Source organism: uncultured Ferrimonas sp., from assembly GCF_947489035.1.
In the GTDB taxonomy this organism is placed as follows: domain Bacteria; phylum Pseudomonadota; class Gammaproteobacteria; order Enterobacterales; family Shewanellaceae; genus Ferrimonas.
Genome location: NZ_CANLCI010000006.1, coordinates 25,886 through 42,064, shown reverse-complemented (window position 1 = coordinate 42,064; position 16,179 = coordinate 25,886). Strand labels below are relative to the sequence as shown.

The 16,179-nt window shown below is 59.4% G+C and carries 13 protein-coding genes; 12 read left to right on the top strand and 1 reads right to left on the bottom strand.

Annotated features, from left to right (window positions below; translation table 11 throughout):
• Positions 1-100: 100 nt before the first annotated feature.
• From Q0796_RS05530 to Q0796_RS05475, 12 genes are all read left to right on the top strand, one after another.
• A complete protein-coding gene (locus tag Q0796_RS05530; protein ID WP_298440962.1) occupies positions 101-1,144 on the top strand; it encodes a rod shape-determining protein in 1,044 nt (347 codons plus the stop codon).
• Positions 1,145-1,158: 14 nt separating this feature from the next.
• Complete coding sequence (mreC, locus tag Q0796_RS05525) at positions 1,159-1,986, top strand: rod shape-determining protein MreC (protein WP_298440960.1); 828 nt, start codon at positions 1,159-1,161, stop codon at positions 1,984-1,986.
• Entirely contained in the window at positions 1,979-2,470 is a 492-nt protein-coding gene (gene mreD, locus Q0796_RS05520) for a rod shape-determining protein MreD (protein WP_298440958.1), read from the top strand. The genes mreC and mreD overlap by 8 nt, the downstream gene beginning before the upstream one ends.
• A gap of 2 nt (positions 2,471-2,472) precedes the next feature.
• Positions 2,473-3,051 carry a Maf family protein gene (locus tag Q0796_RS05515; RefSeq protein ID WP_298441144.1) on the top strand — a complete coding sequence of 193 codons (579 nt, stop codon included), beginning with the start codon at positions 2,473-2,475 and terminating at the stop codon, positions 3,049-3,051.
• A gap of 3 nt (positions 3,052-3,054) precedes the next feature.
• Entirely contained in the window at positions 3,055-4,575 is a 1,521-nt protein-coding gene (gene rng / locus Q0796_RS05510; RefSeq protein ID WP_298440956.1) for a ribonuclease G, read from the top strand.
• Entirely contained in the window at positions 4,572-8,678 is a 4,107-nt protein-coding gene (locus Q0796_RS05505; protein WP_298440954.1) for a YhdP family protein, read from the top strand. Before rng ends, Q0796_RS05505 begins: the two co-directional genes overlap by 4 nt.
• Entirely contained in the window at positions 8,629-9,459 is an 831-nt protein-coding gene (locus Q0796_RS05500; protein ID WP_298440953.1) for a carbon-nitrogen hydrolase family protein, read from the top strand. The genes Q0796_RS05505 and Q0796_RS05500 overlap by 50 nt, the downstream gene beginning before the upstream one ends.
• Entirely contained in the window at positions 9,456-10,904 is a 1,449-nt protein-coding gene (gene tldD / locus Q0796_RS05495) for a metalloprotease TldD (RefSeq protein WP_298440951.1), read from the top strand. The genes Q0796_RS05500 and tldD overlap by 4 nt, the downstream gene beginning before the upstream one ends.
• A gap of 158 nt (positions 10,905-11,062) precedes the next feature.
• Complete coding sequence (locus Q0796_RS05490; protein WP_298440949.1) at positions 11,063-12,430, top strand: TolC family protein; 1,368 nt, start codon at positions 11,063-11,065, stop codon at positions 12,428-12,430.
• Positions 12,427-13,407 (top strand): efflux RND transporter periplasmic adaptor subunit, encoded by a 981-nt coding sequence (locus Q0796_RS05485; protein WP_298440947.1) that lies wholly within the window; start codon positions 12,427-12,429, stop codon positions 13,405-13,407. The genes Q0796_RS05490 and Q0796_RS05485 overlap by 4 nt, the downstream gene beginning before the upstream one ends.
• Positions 13,404-14,447 (top strand): ABC transporter permease, encoded by a 1,044-nt coding sequence (locus Q0796_RS05480; RefSeq protein ID WP_298440945.1) that lies wholly within the window; start codon positions 13,404-13,406, stop codon positions 14,445-14,447. The genes Q0796_RS05485 and Q0796_RS05480 overlap by 4 nt, the downstream gene beginning before the upstream one ends.
• Entirely contained in the window at positions 14,429-15,556 is a 1,128-nt protein-coding gene (locus Q0796_RS05475) for an ABC transporter permease (RefSeq protein WP_298440943.1), read from the top strand. Before Q0796_RS05480 ends, Q0796_RS05475 begins: the two co-directional genes overlap by 19 nt.
• Here the strand turns inward: Q0796_RS05475 and yjgA are convergent.
• On the bottom strand, positions 15,553-16,077 hold the full coding sequence (gene yjgA, locus Q0796_RS05470; protein WP_298440941.1) for a ribosome biogenesis factor YjgA: 525 nt from the start codon (positions 16,075-16,077) through the stop codon (positions 15,553-15,555). The two genes, Q0796_RS05475 and yjgA, sit on opposite strands and share 4 nt — an antisense overlap.
• Positions 16,078-16,179: the final 102 nt, after the last annotated feature.

Sequence of the window (16,179 nt, the reverse complement as noted above, 5' to 3'; positions counted from 1 at the left end):
AAGGCTCATGGTAACAATATGCGCCTTGTGCCCTCTTGGGGGGGTTGGTAAAGTTAGCTATCTTCCCCTCTCCCTCAGTTTTTACTCACGGGCACGGTACATGTTTAAGAAAATTCGTGGTCTGTTTTCCAATGACCTATCCATCGATTTGGGCACAGCAAACACTCTGATCTACGTAAAAGAGCAGGGGATCGTCCTGAATGAACCCTCGGTTGTGGCCATCCGCCAAGAGCGTTCTTCTGGTCCTAAAAGCGTTGCCGCTGTAGGTCATGACGCGAAACAGATGTTGGGCCGTACACCGGGCAACATCAGCGCCATTCGACCAATGAAAGACGGCGTGATCGCCGATTTCTACGTGACTGAAAAAATGCTGCAGCATTTTATCAAGCAGGTACACGACAACAGCGTGTTCCGCCCAAGCCCACGGGTCTTGGTGTGCATTCCTTGCGGTTCAACCCAAGTTGAACGCCGTGCCATTAAAGAGTCGGCCATGGGCGCAGGCGCCCGCGAGGTGTACCTGATTGACGAACCCATGGCCGCAGCCATCGGCGCGGGCTTGCCAGTTTCTGAAGCCACCGGTTCGATGGTGGTTGATATTGGTGGCGGTACCACCGAAGTGGCGATCATCTCTTTGAACGGCGTGGTGTACTCATCCTCGGTTCGCATTGGTGGCGACAAGTTCGATGAAGCGATCATCAGTTACGTGCGTCGTAACTACGGCAGCCTGATTGGTGAAGCAACCGCAGAGCGGATCAAGCACGAGATCGGATCGGCTTACCCTGGCGATGAAGTGCGTGAAATTGAAGTGCGCGGTCGTAACTTGGCTGAAGGCGTGCCACGCAGCTTCACCTTGAACTCCAACGAAATCCTAGAAGCCCTGCAAGAGCCATTATCCGGCATTGTGTCTGCGGTGATGACCGCCCTTGAGCAGTCGCCACCAGAACTGGCTTCGGACATTTCCGAGCGCGGCATGGTGTTGACCGGCGGTGGTGCCCTTGTCAAAGAACTGGATCGCCTGCTGCAAGAAGAGACCGGCATTCCGGTGGTCGTGGCCGATGACCCACTGACTTGTGTGGCCCGTGGTGGCGGCAAGGCGCTGGAGATGATCGACATGCACGGCGGCGATGTGTTCGCTGACGAGTAAGGATTGTCGCGGCGATGAAGCCATTTTTCCTGCGAGGCATCGCACTGCAGTACCGCCTAACTATGGCGGTGCTGTTCTGTCTGGGGCTGATTTTTTTTAATCAGCAACTGGCGCCGCTGCGCTCCACCCTCGCGACTGTAGTCAGTCCCATTCAATACCTTGCTTCGATGCCATCGGCGTTGTTCGATGGCGTGAGCGATCGGGTCGCCAGCCGCGCTAGCATCTTGGCAGACAACCGCAAGCTGCAGCAGCAACAGTTGCTGAATTCTGAGCGGTTGCAGCGGTTAAGCCACTTAGAACAAGAAAACCAGCGGCTGCGGGCGCTGCTCGACTCGCCCACCAAAGTGGACTCGCGCCGGGTGGTGGCTGAAGTGATGGCGGTTGATCACGACCCCTTTAAACACCAAGTGCTGATCAACAAAGGCAGCGGCGACAGCGTCTATCTAGGCCAGCCGGTGTTAGACAGCCTTGGGGTGGTTGGCCAAGTAATTGAAGTCAGCCAAGCCACGGCACGGGTGCTGCTGATCAGCGATTTAACCCACGCTATTCCGGTGCGGAACAGCCGCAATGACGTGCGGGCGATTGCCCACGGCGATGGCCACACCAATCTGTTGGACATCCCCAATGTGGCGATGAACACCGATCTGCGCCAAGGCGACTTACTGACCTCATCCGGCTTGGGTGGGCGCTTTCCTGAAGGCTATCCGGTGGCACGGATCACCTCGGTGGTGCGGGCCGAAGGGGCGACGTTTGCGCAAATCAAAGCGGAGCCCACGGCACAGCTAGAGCGGATCCGCTACCTGCTGCTGCTGTGGCATAACGAGGAGGCTCAAAGTGAATAACGAACGCGCCTCTGGCCGCGGGATCCTGTGGCTTACCTTGTTGGTGGCGGTGCTGCTGCAAGTGATGCCATTACCCCAAGTGCTGCAAGGTTGGCGCCCAGACTGGGTGCTGCTGACGGTGGTGTACTGGGTACTGACTCTGCCCCATCGTTTCAATATTCTCTCTGCCTGTGTGGTGGGGGTGGTGCTGGATGTGCTGCTAGGCGGCACCCTCGGGGTGCGCGGCTTAGGGCTGTCGCTGGTGGCGTTTTTGGTGGCAGTGCAATACCAGCGCTTGCGCCACTTCACCATGGTGCAGCAGCTGCTGTTAGTCGGGCTGTTTGCCATGCTCACTCAGTTGGTGATCTACCTGGTTGAGTACCTCAGTAACGCCAGCATCAGCATCAGCCTTGCCTACCTGCAACCGGCGCTGCTTACTGCGGCGTTATGGCCTTGGGCATTTTGGCTGTTGGGCCGAATTCGCCGTCGATTTAAGATCCGTTAATGATGAACTCTCTCTACTTGGCGTCGACCTCGCCACGGCGGCAACAGCTGTTGGCGCAGCTGGGCTACCAGTTTGACTTGCTGTCTCCGCAGCTGGATGAAACCCCATTGCCCGGTGAAGCCGCGGCGGATTTAGTGCTGCGGCTGGCCCAAGGCAAGGCGCAGGCGGGCTTGGCGTTGCTGGCGGGCGATGCGCCGGTGCAGGTGCTAGGCTCGGACACCATTGTGGTGTTGGATGGGCAGATCCTCGGTAAGCCGCGGGACGAAGCCGATGCCAAGGCGATGTTGCGCGGCTTAAGCGGCCGCCGTCACCAAGTGATGACCGCCATTGCCGTGGCCACACGCAGCGGCTGCCAACGCCAATTGATCCACACCGAAGTGGAATTTTGCCCGTTAACCGAAGCCGACATTGACGCTTATTGGCACAGCGGCGAACCCGCTGACAAAGCAGGCAGTTACGGCATTCAGGGGCTGGGCGGAAATTTTGTGGTGGCAATTAACGGCAGCTATTCCGCAGTAGTCGGGTTACCTTTAGTGGAAACCAAACAGTTGCTTAACGCATCAGCAGCCACGGAGCAGTAGTAGATGACGCAAGCAATGGTCAACAGAATCAGTAATGGCATCAGCACCGAGCTGCTGATCAACACCACGCCAACGGAAACCCGAGTGGCGCTGGTGGAACACGGCATGCTGCAAGAGGTGCACATTGAGCGCCGTTCGCGGCGTGGCATCGTCGGTAACATATACCGTGGCAAGGTCACCCGCGTCTTACCAGGGATGCAAGCCGCATTTGTGGATATCGGCCAAGAGCGCGCGGCCTTCCTGCACGCCTCGGACATCGTGCCGCACACCGAATGCGTTGATGTGGCCGAAGCCAAGCAGTTTCGCGGCGAAGACATCGCCAGCTTGGTGCGCCAAGGCCAAGACATTGTGGTGCAGGTGGTCAAGGATCCTCTGGGCACCAAAGGCGCTCGGTTAACCACCGACATTACCCTGCCATCTCGCTATCTGGTGTTTATGCCGGATTCCGCCCACGTGGGCGTGTCGCAGCGGGTGGAAGACTCGCGCGAGCGGGATCGATTGAAGTCGATCGTGGGTCAGTTTGTGGATAGCGATGGCGGCTTTATTATTCGTACCGCTGCTGACAGCGCCTCGGAAATCGAGCTGGCCCACGACGCCGCCTTTTTACGCCGCATTTGGCGCAAGGTGCAGGAGCGCAGCAAGCGCCCAGCAACCAGCAAGAAAAACCCCGTGTCGCTGTTGTACGAAGAGCCGTCGCTGCCGCTGCGGATTGTGCGCGATCTGGCGGTGTGCACCTTGGATCGGGTGCAGGTCGACTCGGAAACCGAATTCAACGAACTGAAAGAGTTTGTGGCCGAGTTTACCCCAGAGCTGAGCGCGGGGCTTGAGCTGTACCGTGGCAAGGCGCCGATCTTCGATCTGTTTGATGTTGAGAACGAGATTCAGCGAGCGCTGCAGCGCAAAGTGGAGCTGAAATCCGGCGGTTACCTGATCATCGATCAGACCGAAGCGATGACCACCATCGACATCAACACCGGCGCCTTTGTTGGCCACCGGAATCTGGAAGAGACCATCTTCAACACCAACCAAGAAGCGACCCAAGCGATCGCGCGCCAGCTGCGGCTGCGGAACTTGGGGGGGATCATCATCATCGATTTTATCGACATGGTGTCAGAGGATCATAAACAGCGAGTCTTGCACGGTTTGGAGCTGGCGTTGGCGCAAGATCGGGTCAAAACCAGCATCAGCGGTTTGTCGCAGCTGGGCTTGGTTGAGATGACCCGCAAACGCACCCGCGAAAGCCTTGAGCACGTCCTGTGTGGCGAGTGCCCATCTTGCCGTGGCACCGGCCAGTTGAAAACCGCCGAAACCGTCTGCAACGAGATCTTCCGCGAGATCATGCGGGTCAACAAAGCCTACGAAGTGGATGAGTTTGTGGTGTACGTGGCCCCGCAAGTTGAGCAATTGCTGGCTGGCGATGAAGCCCACAGCTTGGCTGAGTTGGAAGTGTTCTTGGGTAAGCGAGTGCGCTTGAAACCTGAGCCGCTGTACAGCCAAGACAAGTTCGATGTGGTGATGATGTGAATTTAGCTCGGCTGGGCCAGCGTGCTGGCCGGCTGTGCTGGAACGCCATCGCCCTTGCGTTGGTGCTACTGGCACTGACGGTAAGCCTGGTGCGTTCACTGCTGCCGCAGTTGGACGGAGCCCGGGATTACTTGGCGGACGTAGCGCATCAGCGTTACGGCATCGAGCTTAAGATTGACGAGTTAGGGGCGCAGTGGCATCGCAGCGGCCCCCATCTGTTGATGCGCGGGTTATCGTTACCGGCGCAAACGGCGTTGCCGGTAACGTTAGATATCGAGCTGGTTGAACTGAAGCTCGATTTTTGGAATTCGCTGCTGACGCTCGAGCCGCAGTTTGATGATCTGATCATCGATGGCGTTCACCTTGGGCTTCGCCTCGACAGTGGCGGCGACAGCAACTTCGACCTTGCGCGACTGACGCCGCTGCGCACCTTACTGCTGCAACAAATTGACCAGTTCGAGCTGGCCAACATCCGCGTTGATCTGACGCTAAACCAACACCAATACCCCCCGATTCATCTGGCGCAGTGGCAATGGCGCAACCGCGGCCAACGTCACCTCGGCCAAGGCACCATCTATCTGGATCAGTCGCGACAAGATAACGAACAGCTGCAGCTGTCATTAGAGCTGCAGCAAAGCGACGCCGAGCGCTTCCACGGCCGAGCGTACCTGCAAGCGGCGCAGTTGGATCTGGGCGACTGGATGCTGCGCCACCTGCAGCCTAGCGGCAGCCACTACGCTGGGGTTCTTAATCTTGAAAGCTGGCTGAGCTTCACTGAGCGGGGGCTGTTGCAAGCGCAGTGGCAACTCGATGGCAGTCGCTTCCGTTGGCAGGATCAACAGCAACATCAGCTGCAGATTGACCAAGGCAGCTTTGTTTGGCGGCCAAACAGTACTGGCTGGCAACTGGGCAGCAATCAACTGCAACTGAGTACCGACAACCAGCCGTGGCCTGTCACCGCATTGCAGTTGCAACAGCGCGAAGATGAACTGTCGTTGCAGCTGGATGCGGTGCCACTGGATGGGATCAAGCCGCTGCTCAGCTTATTGCCGAACTTAACCGAATCGCTGCGAGCGGATCTGTTGCGCAGCAGCGCCAGTGGCCTCATTGGCCCGCTGACTGCACAGCAACACCAGCAGCAATGGCAGCTGCAGCTGCCCTTCAGTGAATTGGCGTGGCAACAGCAGGGCCAGCTGCCTGGAGTGCGTGGCCTCAGTGGCTTACTGCGGTGGCAAGGCGATTGGGCCAGCGTCAGCCTGGCCAGCAATCAGTTCGGATTAGATTGGCCGCAACAGCTGCCACAACCGCTGCAACTGCAACGGCTGCAACTGCAGGGGCAATGGTTGCCGCAAGCGCAGGGCTCGGTACTGCGATTGGAGCAGCTGCAACTGCACAACAACCACGTTAATGTGGATCTGCACGCCGCGCTGCAGCTGCCAGCACAACAATCCCCGCAGTTGCAACTGGCGGGGCAGCTGCAGGTAGCCGATGGCCGCGAGGTGAATAACTACTTGCCGCGGGTGATGGGCAGCAAGCTGGCCGATTACCTTGGCGGTGCGATCCAAGCGGGTCGGTTTAGCGATGGCCAACTGGTGTGGCATGGCGCGCTGGATCAGTTTCCCTACGCCGAACAGCAAGGGCGCTTCTTGGTGGGGTTCACCATGGAGCAGCTGCAATTTGAATTTTTACCGGACTGGCCGGCGGTCACCGAAGCGACCGTTGCGGCTCGATTTGAAAACGCGATCATGGATCTGCAACTGCAGCAGGGGCAGTTGGCGCAACTGCCGCTGGAACAGATAAGCGTGGTGATCCCAGCGTTGGGGCAGGGCAGCCAGTTGTGGATCAATGGCCAAGTTAGCCCCACTGCCGCCCAAGCCCAAAGTGTGTTGGCCGACACGTTCCTCGACCGCTCCGTTGGCGGCACCTTGGCGCTGTTGCAGCCGAAACAGCCGTTGCCGCTCAAACTGGACCTGGGCTTTAACCTTGGCCCCGCGGTGCGGGATCTGCCCCCCACCATCAATGGCACCGTTACCCTGTGGAACCACGACTTTTGGCTGGCGCCGTTAAAACTGGGGCTGGAACAGGTGCGCGGCGAACTGCATTTTGATCGCAACCGGATCTGGGCCGATAACCTGATGGTGAACCTGTTTAACCAGCCCGCGCAGGTGTCGTTAACCGGGCAAGCGCAAGAGGCTGGCTACGGCATCGACATTGGTTTAACCAGCCAGTGGCAGTTGGCCCGATTGCCAGCGCAACTGGACACTCCGTTGACGCCGTTCTTAAGCGGTGGCGCCAACCTTAATGGCGAGATTGGTCTGCTGGTGGATCGCGACGGCTTCAGCTACACCGGCGAATTACGTTCGGATCTGCTCGGCCTTGGCATCGATCTGCCTGCGCCGCTGGGCAAAGCCAGCGCCACGGAAACGGCGCTGCAGCTGCGGGTGTTGGGAGACAACCAGCAAGGGCAGGTTGAGCTTGAGCTGGAACGGCAGCTGGGCTTTATCGGCGCGATGGATTACCAAACGCCCACGCTGTTCAATCGGTACTTGCTGGCGTTGCAGCCGAAATCGCTGGTGTTGCCAACGAACGAGGGCGGCCAAGTACGCTGGCAGAGCGACCAAATCAGCTTGCAGCCGTGGTTGCCGCTGATCAGCGCTTTCAGTGACGAACGAGAACGGCAGCACGGCACAACGGATGCGGATGCCGCAGCCAATAATCGCCGTTGGTTTGCGCCGCTGGCGCAGGTGACGTTAAGCACCCCGCAGCTGCAGCTGTATCAATTGCCTCTAGGGGCAGGGCAGCTGACTGCCCAGCCCAATGATGACGGCTGGCTGCTGCAGCTGGATACCGATCGCACCGATGCCCGCGCGCAAATTACGGCGGCAGAGCAGCAGGTTGCGGTGGCGATAGACGCCGGCTTTTTCCGCTACGGCGCTGAGCCTGCAGACACAGACACAGACACAGACACAGACACAGACACCGTAAGCTCTGCTGCGACCACGGCAGCCGAGCCCTTTGTGGCTGCGCTGGCCAGCGACATCGGCCAGTTACCGGCCATGACCATCGCCATGGATACGCTGCAGGTGGATGGCATGCAGCTGGGGCCGGTGAGCTTTCGCGGCGCCGTAGAAGGCAATCATTACCGCATTGCGGCGTTAGAGTTGGGGCCAGCGCAGCATCGTTTGCGCGCCCAAGGGCTGTGGTTGCCCCAAGGGCAAACCAGTCGCACCCGCTTAAACGGCAGCTTTAACAGTGAAAAAAGCGACGACATGCTGCGTCGCTTAGGGCTGGAAGCGTCGATCGAAGACGCCAAAGCCAACATGGACTTTGAGCTGAGCTGGGATGGCGCCCCGTGGCAGCTGGTGCCGCGCCGCATTGATGGCGAGTTCAGCTTTACCATGACCGAAGGCCGCTTAAAGCAGGTGTCGGATCGGGGCACTCGATTACTGTCGCTGTTCAGCTTGGAATCGTTGGTACGCAAGTTGGCGCTGGATTTCTCGGATGTGTTTGGCAGTGGCATGCACTTTGAAAAATTCAGTGCCGATCTGCACCTGAACAACGGCGTTGCCACCACCGACAACGCGCGGATGGACAGCAACGCTGGGGTGTTGAAAGTGGCCGGTTGGACCGATCTGCACAGCCGCCAATTGGATTACCAATTGAGTTTCTCTCCGGCGGTGGCGTCGAGCTTACCGGCGGTGGTGTACTTAAGCACCGGCACCTGGGCGGTTGGGCTGGGTGCCTTTGCGGTGACCAAGCTGCTTGAACCCGTGATTGAGGTGATCACCCAGCTGCGTTATCACCTGAGCGGCACCTTGGACGATCCTAAACTGGAAGAGGTGGAGCGCCTGAAACGCAACGTTGAGATCCGCCCCGCGCCGAGCAACGATCCTGCCAGTGAGCCCAGCGCTGAGCCGCAGCCCGCCGCCGAGCCGCAGGCGCAATCCAGCGCCGCCCAATCGGCACAGCCGCAGGGCAGCGGCCCATCACAACCTGCCCCATTACCGTTAGCGCCGCAGGATGCGGCGAACATTGCCGACAAGGAGCCAGCGGATGCAGTGCCACCTATTACAACTGACCAGCCAGCACAGCCCCAGCCATAACTTCAGCCGCATTGAAGCCTTTGTGCAGCAACTGGGGGCTGCCAGCCACAATGCGCTGCTGGTGCTGCCAGAAGCCTGTCTGCACTTCGGCCAAGGCCAACCATGGCATCAAGATGCCGAGCCCAGCGGCAGCGGTTATTGGCAACAGCGGCTGGCGCAGTTGGCCAAAGCCCACCACTGTTATTTAGTGGCGGGCACGGTGCCGGTGCAAGCGGCGGATGGCCGCGCATACGCCAGCAGCTGGTTGTTTGGGCCGGATGGCACGGGCTTGGCTCGCTACGATAAGGTGCATCTGTTTGATGCCGAGGTTGGGGATGGCAGCGACTACCAAGAGAGTAAGCACACCCATCCAGGCGATCGCTTGGTGGTGGTGGAAACGGCCATTGGGCGCATCGGCATGGCGGTGTGCTACGATGTGCGCTTTGCAGCGGCGTTAAGCCAATTGGCCGCCGCCGAGATGGACGTATTGGTGCTGCCCAGTGCGTTTACCGCCCGCACCGGTCAAGCGCATTGGCAGCCATTGCTGCAAGCGCGTGCCATTGAAAATCAGTGCTTCGTGGTGGCTGCCAACCAATGGGGCAGCCACGGCGATGGCCGACAAACCTGGGGGCAATCAATGCTGATTGATCCTTGGGGCGATATTATTGCCCAGCGCCCCACTGGGGAGGGCTGGATCAGCGCCCAATTGGCGCTGGAACGGATCCCGCAGCTCCGCGCAAACATGCCGGTTCTGCAGCACCGCCGCACTGTGGCGGTTGAGCGAATACAAGAGGAATCATGAGTTTTAATACCGTTGCCGCGTCGTTGTTGACGCCTGCCGAACTGAACTGCGACAGCTTAGAGCTGGCGCTGGCACAGATGCACCAGCACCAGCTGGATTATGCCGATGTTTACCTGCAATCCAGTAAGCATGAAACTTGGGTGCTGGAAGATGGCATCGTTAAAGAGGGCAGCTTTAACATCGAGCAAGGGCTTGGTGTGCGCGCCATCAGCGGTGAGAAAACCGGCTTTGCCTACGCGGATGAGATCAGCCCGCTGGCGTTGAAGCAATCCGCCGAAGCCGCCCGTGGCATTGCCGCGGCCGGCGCCAACGGCAAGGTGAATGCCTTGGCCCGTCAGCAGATGCAATCCCGTTACCAAGCCACGGATCCGATCGATGCGATGGCCGCCGAAGCGAAGCTCAATCTGCTGCGCGAGATGGACGCTTATGTGCGCGAACTGGATCCGCGCGTGACCCAAGTGGTGGTGAGCCTGAGCGGTGTCTATGAACAGATCTTAGTGGCGGGCTCCGATGGCACCTTAGCCACCGACATTCGCCCGCTGATCCGCCTCAACTGTTCGGTGATCATGACCGAAGGGGAAGAGCGTGAGCGCGGCTCGGCCGGCATGGGGGGCCGCTACGGTTACGAGTCGCTGTTGCAACTGGGCAGCGATGGCAAACTGGAAGCCTTCGAGCTGTGTCGTGAAGCGGTACGACAGGCCAGCGTTAACCTCGAAGCGATCGACGCCCCGGCGGGTGAGATGCCGGTGGTGTTGGGCCCAGGTTGGCCAGGAGTGCTGCTGCATGAAGCGGTAGGCCACGGTTTGGAAGGCGACTTTAACCGTAAGGGATCGTCGCTGTTCTCTGGCCGCGTTGGCGAGCAAGTGTGTTCCGAACTGTGCACCATTGTTGATGATGGCACCTTGGCGGATCGCCGTGGCAGCTTAACGGTGGATGACGAGGGAACCCCAAGCCAGAACACCGTGCTGATTGAAAACGGCATCTTAAAAGGCTACATGCAGGATAAGCTGAATGCGCGCTTGATGGGCGTGGCCGCCACCGGCAACGGCCGTCGCGAATCATACGCCCATCTGCCGATGCCACGGATGACCAACACCTACATGCTGGCAGGCCAAAGCAGCCCAAGCGACATCATCGCGTCGGTGGAACGGGGCATTTACGCCCCCAACTTTGGCGGCGGCCAAGTCGACATCACCAGCGGCAAGTTTGTGTTCTCAGCCAGCGAAGCCTACCTGATTGAACACGGCGAATTGAAGCAGCCAATCAAAGGCGCCACCTTAATTGGCAACGGCGTTGATGCGATGCAAACCATCTCGATGGTGGGCAACGATCTGGCGCTGGATAACGGCGTTGGGGTGTGCGGCAAAGAGGGCCAAAGCGTCCCCGTTGGGGTAGGCCAGCCGAGCTTGAAGTTGGATAAGCTTACCGTTGGCGGCACCGCCTAACGCAACACTTCTTCGATAAAAGCGAGCAATATGCTCGCTTTTTTTCTATTAGGTACTCAGTCAGATCGCTTTACGGGCAACAGCTGTTCGCTGAGTAACGGTCACGCTGATACAATGGCTAGAGTTTATACTCTACAATTTTCTTGCCGAGGGCAGCCATGAGATGGCCTACACGGATTGGCACTGCGCTATTAACGCTGCTGCCAAGCTTACTTTTTGCCACACCAACCACGGCCGCAACTTGGACGTTGGCCCAAGCGTGGCAACAGCTGGACAAGCACAGCGCCTTGCTGGCGGCGGAGCGTCAGGTGAATCAGCGGGCGCTGGGTGGCCGCGATGCCGCTGCCGATCTGGGCTTGCCCAGTGTGGCGCTGAGCGGCAGCTACATGCAGATGGAAAAGCCACTGCGGTTGGAGCTGGATCAGCCGATTGACCTAGGCATCCCGGGCTTTCCGGCGATCGAGCTGCCGGCCTTTGATCTGACCGAACGGCAGATCTACCGCAGTTCACTGACCGGCAGTTTTCCGCTGTACGCGGGCGGCCGCATCGAGGCCGCGCAGCGGATCAAACAGGCGGAATACGAGGCCAGTTTACAGCAGCTGCAGATCCGCCGCCGCGAGCAGTTTAATCTGTTGGTACAGCGTTACTATTCGGTGGTGTTAGCGCAGCAACTGACCCAGCTACGGCAACAGCAGATCGACGCGCGTCAAACCCATCTGCATCACGCCAGTCTGCTGGCTAAACAGGGGCAGATCGCCGAAGTGGAACGATTGAATGCCCAAGTGGCATTGGATCAGGCCAAGGTGAATGGCCAAGCGGCGCAGCATCAGTTAACCCTTGCCAGTTACGCCCTCGACAGCTTGCTGCAGCAGCCGCAGGTGCAGCCGCAACCCTATCAAGCGCCATTGCTGTTGCCATCTTTGGCGTCGCTGCAAGCGCAGGTGGGCAACCAGCACCCGGCGTTATTGTTGTTTGATGCCAAGCAACGCCAAGCTCGCAGCCAGATCGACGCCGAACGAGGTCGCTATCAGCCCAGTTTGGGGCTGTTTGGCAGTTACTCGTTGCTGGACGACGGCAGTGTATTAGCCGAGCTGGAACCCGAATGGTTTGTGGGCATTCGCTTTAGCATGCCGTTGTTTGCCAACGACGGCCGCAGCGGTCGCCTGCAGGCAGCCAAAAGCGCGGAATTAGAAGCGCGTTACCGTCGTCAACAAGCCAAGCAAGATCTGCTGTTGTTGTTGCAATCGCAGCATCAAGCGATGGCACAGGCGCGCTATGAATATCAGGCCTATAACAGCACCATCGCCTTGGCCACTGAAAACCGCCGTTTGCGGCAACTGGCGTTTCAGCAAGGGCTGGCCACCTCGTTGCAACTGGTGGATGCGGATCAAAGCCTCACCGCCGCCCAGCTTGGCCAAGCTAAGGCCCAATACCAATACCTCGTGGCGCGCGCGCAAGTGCTCAGCCTCGGCGGCGATTTTCAGCCGTTGTTAACCGACAGCGCAGTTAAGGATATCCATCAATGAAGCGGCAACAAATTGTGATTGGCACCATTGCGGTTGCGCTGCTGGCCGGGCTCAGTGGCTTGGCTTTTCAGCACGCCTACCAACCGGCGCCAACGTTACTGCAGGGGCAGATCGAAGCGCGGCAGTACCAAATATCCTCCAAAGCCGGTGGTCGTTTAGCGCAGCTGCATGTGCGTCGTGGCGATCAGGTACAGGCCGGTGACGAACTGTATCGTTTAGACAGCCCCGAACTTGAGGCGCGCTTTCAACAGGCGCAAGCGGGCGTGAATGCCGCCACTGCGATCAAGCAAGAAGCCGACAGCGGTGCCCGCAAGCAGCAGATCCAAGCGGCGTTTGATGATTGGCAGCGCGCCCAAGCGGCGCAGCAATTGGCGCAGGCAACCTACCAACGGATTACGGTGTTGTTTGATGAAGGGGTGATGGCACAGCAGAAACGCGATGAAGCCTATGCCCGCTGGCAAGCGGCATTGCACCAAGCCAGTGCCGCCAAGGCGTTGCATGAAATGGCGCAAGAGGGCGCGCGCTTAGAAACCCGCCAAGCGGCACAAGGGCAAGCGGATGCCGCGGTGGCGCAACTGGCCGAGGTAAAAGCGGTGTTGGCCGACATGCAGATCCGCGCGCCACGCAGTGGCGAAGTCAGTGCGGTGATGCTGCACCAAGGGGAATTGGTGCCACGGGGCTTCCCAGTGTTAACCCTAACCGACATGAACGACGCGTGGGCGCTGTTCCAAGTGCGGGAAGATAAGTTGCAGCAGTTTGTCGATGGTGCCACGGTGCAGGTGTACCTGCCGGCGCTGCAGCAACGGCTGCCTTTTACCGTGGCTTACAAAGCGGTGCAGGGTGATTTTGCCACGTGGCGCGCCACCGAAAGCGGCGCCGATTTTGATCTGCGCACCTTCGAAGTGGAACTGCGACCGCAGGGGCAGATTGTTGGATTACGTGCGGGCATGACCGCGATCATTGAGCCAACACCATGATCTTGTGGTTGCGGCGCGAGCCGTGGCAAGGGTTTGTGTTGCTGCTGGCGCCGGTGCTGTTGGTGGTGCTGCTGTACAGCGTGTTTTCACCGCGCAGCCCCACGGATCTGACCGTGGCCTTGGTCGATGAAGATCACAGCAGCCTAAGCCGCAGCATTGGTCGGGCGTTGGCGGCTACCCCAGCGGCGCAGCTGCACAGTTATCCGGATCGCGCCAGTGCGGTGCAGTCGTTGCGCCGGGGCGAAAGCTACGCCTTGGTGCAGATCCCCGCTGGGTTCAGCGCCGATCTGCGCCATGGCCTGCGCCCCACGATTGAGCTGCGTTACAACGGCACCTACCTGCTGATGGCACGGCGGTTATTAACGCCGTTACAGCAAGCGCTGGCGGCCACGTTGCAACAGCCCGCGCAATTGGCGTTGGCGGCTAAAGGGCTTCCCCTGGCCGCCACCGGCGATCAGCTTAATCCGGTGCAGGTGCAATTTACGCCGCTGTTTAATCGCGGTTTGGATTACGCCCAATTTTTGCTGCCGCCGTTAGCGCTGGCGGCATGGCAGCTGTGTGCGCTGTTGTCGATGCTGAATCTGCTGCAGCGCCCCGCCCCGCGCGGCAGCACTAAGCAGCAGTTAACCGGATTGTTGCTGTGGCAGGCGTTGCTGGCGGCGGTAGGCATGGCGCTGATGTTGCCGCTGTTGGCACTGCCTACAGGGGCTCCGTGGTGGCCATTGTGGTTGGCGAGCTTACCGATGTTGCTGCCGCTGTTGCTGTTGGCGCTGTTACTGCACCGCAGTGGCCGCGAGGCAACTCAGCAAGCCAGCACGGCGGCGGCGTTGCTCAGCCCTGCCTTCGCCTATATGGGGGTGACCATGCCAACGGCGGATATGCCATTGGGCGCCCAGTGGTGGGGGCAGTTGATCCCCTCCAGCCATTATCTGCCGTTGCTGCAGCACTATCGTGCCAGCGCGGTACTGGAGTGGTGGTCGTTATGGCCGCTGCTGTTGCCGCTTCCTATTTTGGTGATGTTATGGCGCAAGCTGCAATGAGTTGGGGCGCATTATGGCGCCAATTGGGGCAGCAGGTGCTGGCGGATCAGGCGGTGCGGTTAACCTTTGTGGTTGGCTTGCTGCTGTATGCGGTGTTGTACCCCTTGCCCTACATGAACCAAGTGGCCACCGAGCAGGCGGTGGTGTTGGTGGATCTGGATAACAGCAGCAGCAGCCGCCAGCTGGTGCGAGCGTTGCAAGCCAGCCCCGGTGTGCAGCTGGTGGCGCAGTTGGGATCGGAAGCGTCGGCTTTAGCGCAAGTGAAAGCCGGTGCGGCACAAGGGCTGGTGCTGGTGCCGGCGGGCTTTGCTCGGGATCTGCGCCAAGGCGGCAGCGCCACGGTGGTGGTGGCGGCCGATGCCCATTACTTTTTGGCTTATGGGGTGGTGGCTGAAGCCGTCTCGAAAGCCAGCCGTGTGCTCAGTGGCGAAGTGCAACTGGCTCGGCAGCGAATGGCGGGTCAAGCCAGTGCTGTTGGCGGGGTACAGCTGAACGTTGCGCCGTCGAGCAACCTTAAAATGGGTTACCTCGATTACATGTTGCCGGGGTTGTTTGTGTTAATCCTGCATCAGTTACTGCTGCTGTGCGTTGGCCTGACGACGGTGCGGTTACGTCAGCAACCCGCGTTAGTGGCGCAAGGGGGCGGGCGCTTGGGTACGGTGTTGGCTGCGTTGTGGCTGCCGCCGTTTGTGCTGGCGGGCGCGCTGTACTTAGGGCCGTTGTTACGTTGGTATCAGGTGGATCTGCTGGCGACAACGGCGAGCGTCTGGGGGCTGTTGATCCCCTTCTGGTTGGCCACCTTCAGTTTGGCGATTGTGCTGGGCTGTTTGTTTCAACGGCGTGAGAGCTTGGCGCAGATGGTGTTGTTAAGTGCGATGCCGTTGATGTTCAGTGCAGGCTTTATTTGGCCCAGCAGTGGCTTGGCGTGGCCGTGGTTGCTGCTGTGGGGGCTGGTGCCATCGCAACCGATGATGCAGGGGATGATCTTGCTGAATCAATTGGGGGCGCCGGAATCGGCTTTGGTATGGCACCACCTGACCCTGTGGGGTCAGGCAGTGGCCTGGGGCTTGTTGGCGTGGCTTTTATTACGCCGCGCTAAGCAAGCTTAACTGCTGCGGGAGTCGAGCAGCAGCTCGCGCAGCAGTTTAAACAGCTCACGGCTTGATTTCGGTGGCTTGTTTTGGCTTTGCTCTTTGGCGGCTTGGCGGATCAGCTGGCGCAGGCGCTGCATCTCTTCGCTAAGCTCGGGGTGTTCCTGCAGCGCCTGTTGCAGGGCATCGTTGCCCCCGGCGATCAGCTTATCGCGCAGCGCTTCCAAATTTTGAAAGCGTTGGTTCGCCAGTGCACTTTCGTTGCGGAAGATGTTCAGCGCCACTTCAATCGGTTCGATATCCCGGCTGCGCATCAACTTGCCGATGTACTGACGTTGACGACGGTACGCTTCGTTCTTGTTGCGGATCTTGTGCGCCAGCGCCAAGGCGGCGGCTAAGTCTTCATCCAGTGGCACCTTCGCCAACTGACCGGGATTCAGATCCAGTAACTCTTCACCCAGTTTTTGGATGTGCTCGGCTTCCCGCTTAAGCTGGGTTTTACTGATCCAATCGTCTTCAGTGTCGTGATTATTGGCCATCTTGGGCGGCTCCGAGGCTAAAAGCGGGGAGTGTAGCAAAAAGTGCCGCTGATTGTGACTGCCCAGATCACCGCCATCGCAATTAGTCCGCCGCAATCGCCC

What these genes read in the sequence shown, in the direction of transcription:
- Q0796_RS05475 (WP_298440943.1), top strand. Translation starts at nt 14,429, where the DNA reads ATGGCGCAAGCTGCAATGAGTTGGGGCGCATTATGGCGCCAATTGGGG.
- mreC (WP_298440960.1), top strand. Translation starts at nt 1,159, where the DNA reads ATGAAGCCATTTTTCCTGCGAGGCATCGCACTGCAGTACCGCCTAACT.
- rng (WP_298440956.1), top strand. Translation starts at nt 3,055, where the DNA reads ATGACGCAAGCAATGGTCAACAGAATCAGTAATGGCATCAGCACCGAG.
- Q0796_RS05530 (WP_298440962.1), top strand. Translation starts at nt 101, where the DNA reads ATGTTTAAGAAAATTCGTGGTCTGTTTTCCAATGACCTATCCATCGAT.
- Q0796_RS05500 (WP_298440953.1), top strand. Translation starts at nt 8,629, where the DNA reads ATGCAGTGCCACCTATTACAACTGACCAGCCAGCACAGCCCCAGCCAT.
- Q0796_RS05515 (WP_298441144.1), top strand. Translation starts at nt 2,473, where the DNA reads ATGAACTCTCTCTACTTGGCGTCGACCTCGCCACGGCGGCAACAGCTG.
- Q0796_RS05490 (WP_298440949.1), top strand. Translation starts at nt 11,063, where the DNA reads ATGAGATGGCCTACACGGATTGGCACTGCGCTATTAACGCTGCTGCCA.
- Q0796_RS05480 (WP_298440945.1), top strand. Translation starts at nt 13,404, where the DNA reads ATGATCTTGTGGTTGCGGCGCGAGCCGTGGCAAGGGTTTGTGTTGCTG.
- yjgA (WP_298440941.1), bottom strand. Translation starts at nt 16,077, where the DNA reads ATGGCCAATAATCACGACACTGAAGACGATTGGATCAGTAAAACCCAG.
- tldD (WP_298440951.1), top strand. Translation starts at nt 9,456, where the DNA reads ATGAGTTTTAATACCGTTGCCGCGTCGTTGTTGACGCCTGCCGAACTG.
- Q0796_RS05485 (WP_298440947.1), top strand. Translation starts at nt 12,427, where the DNA reads ATGAAGCGGCAACAAATTGTGATTGGCACCATTGCGGTTGCGCTGCTG.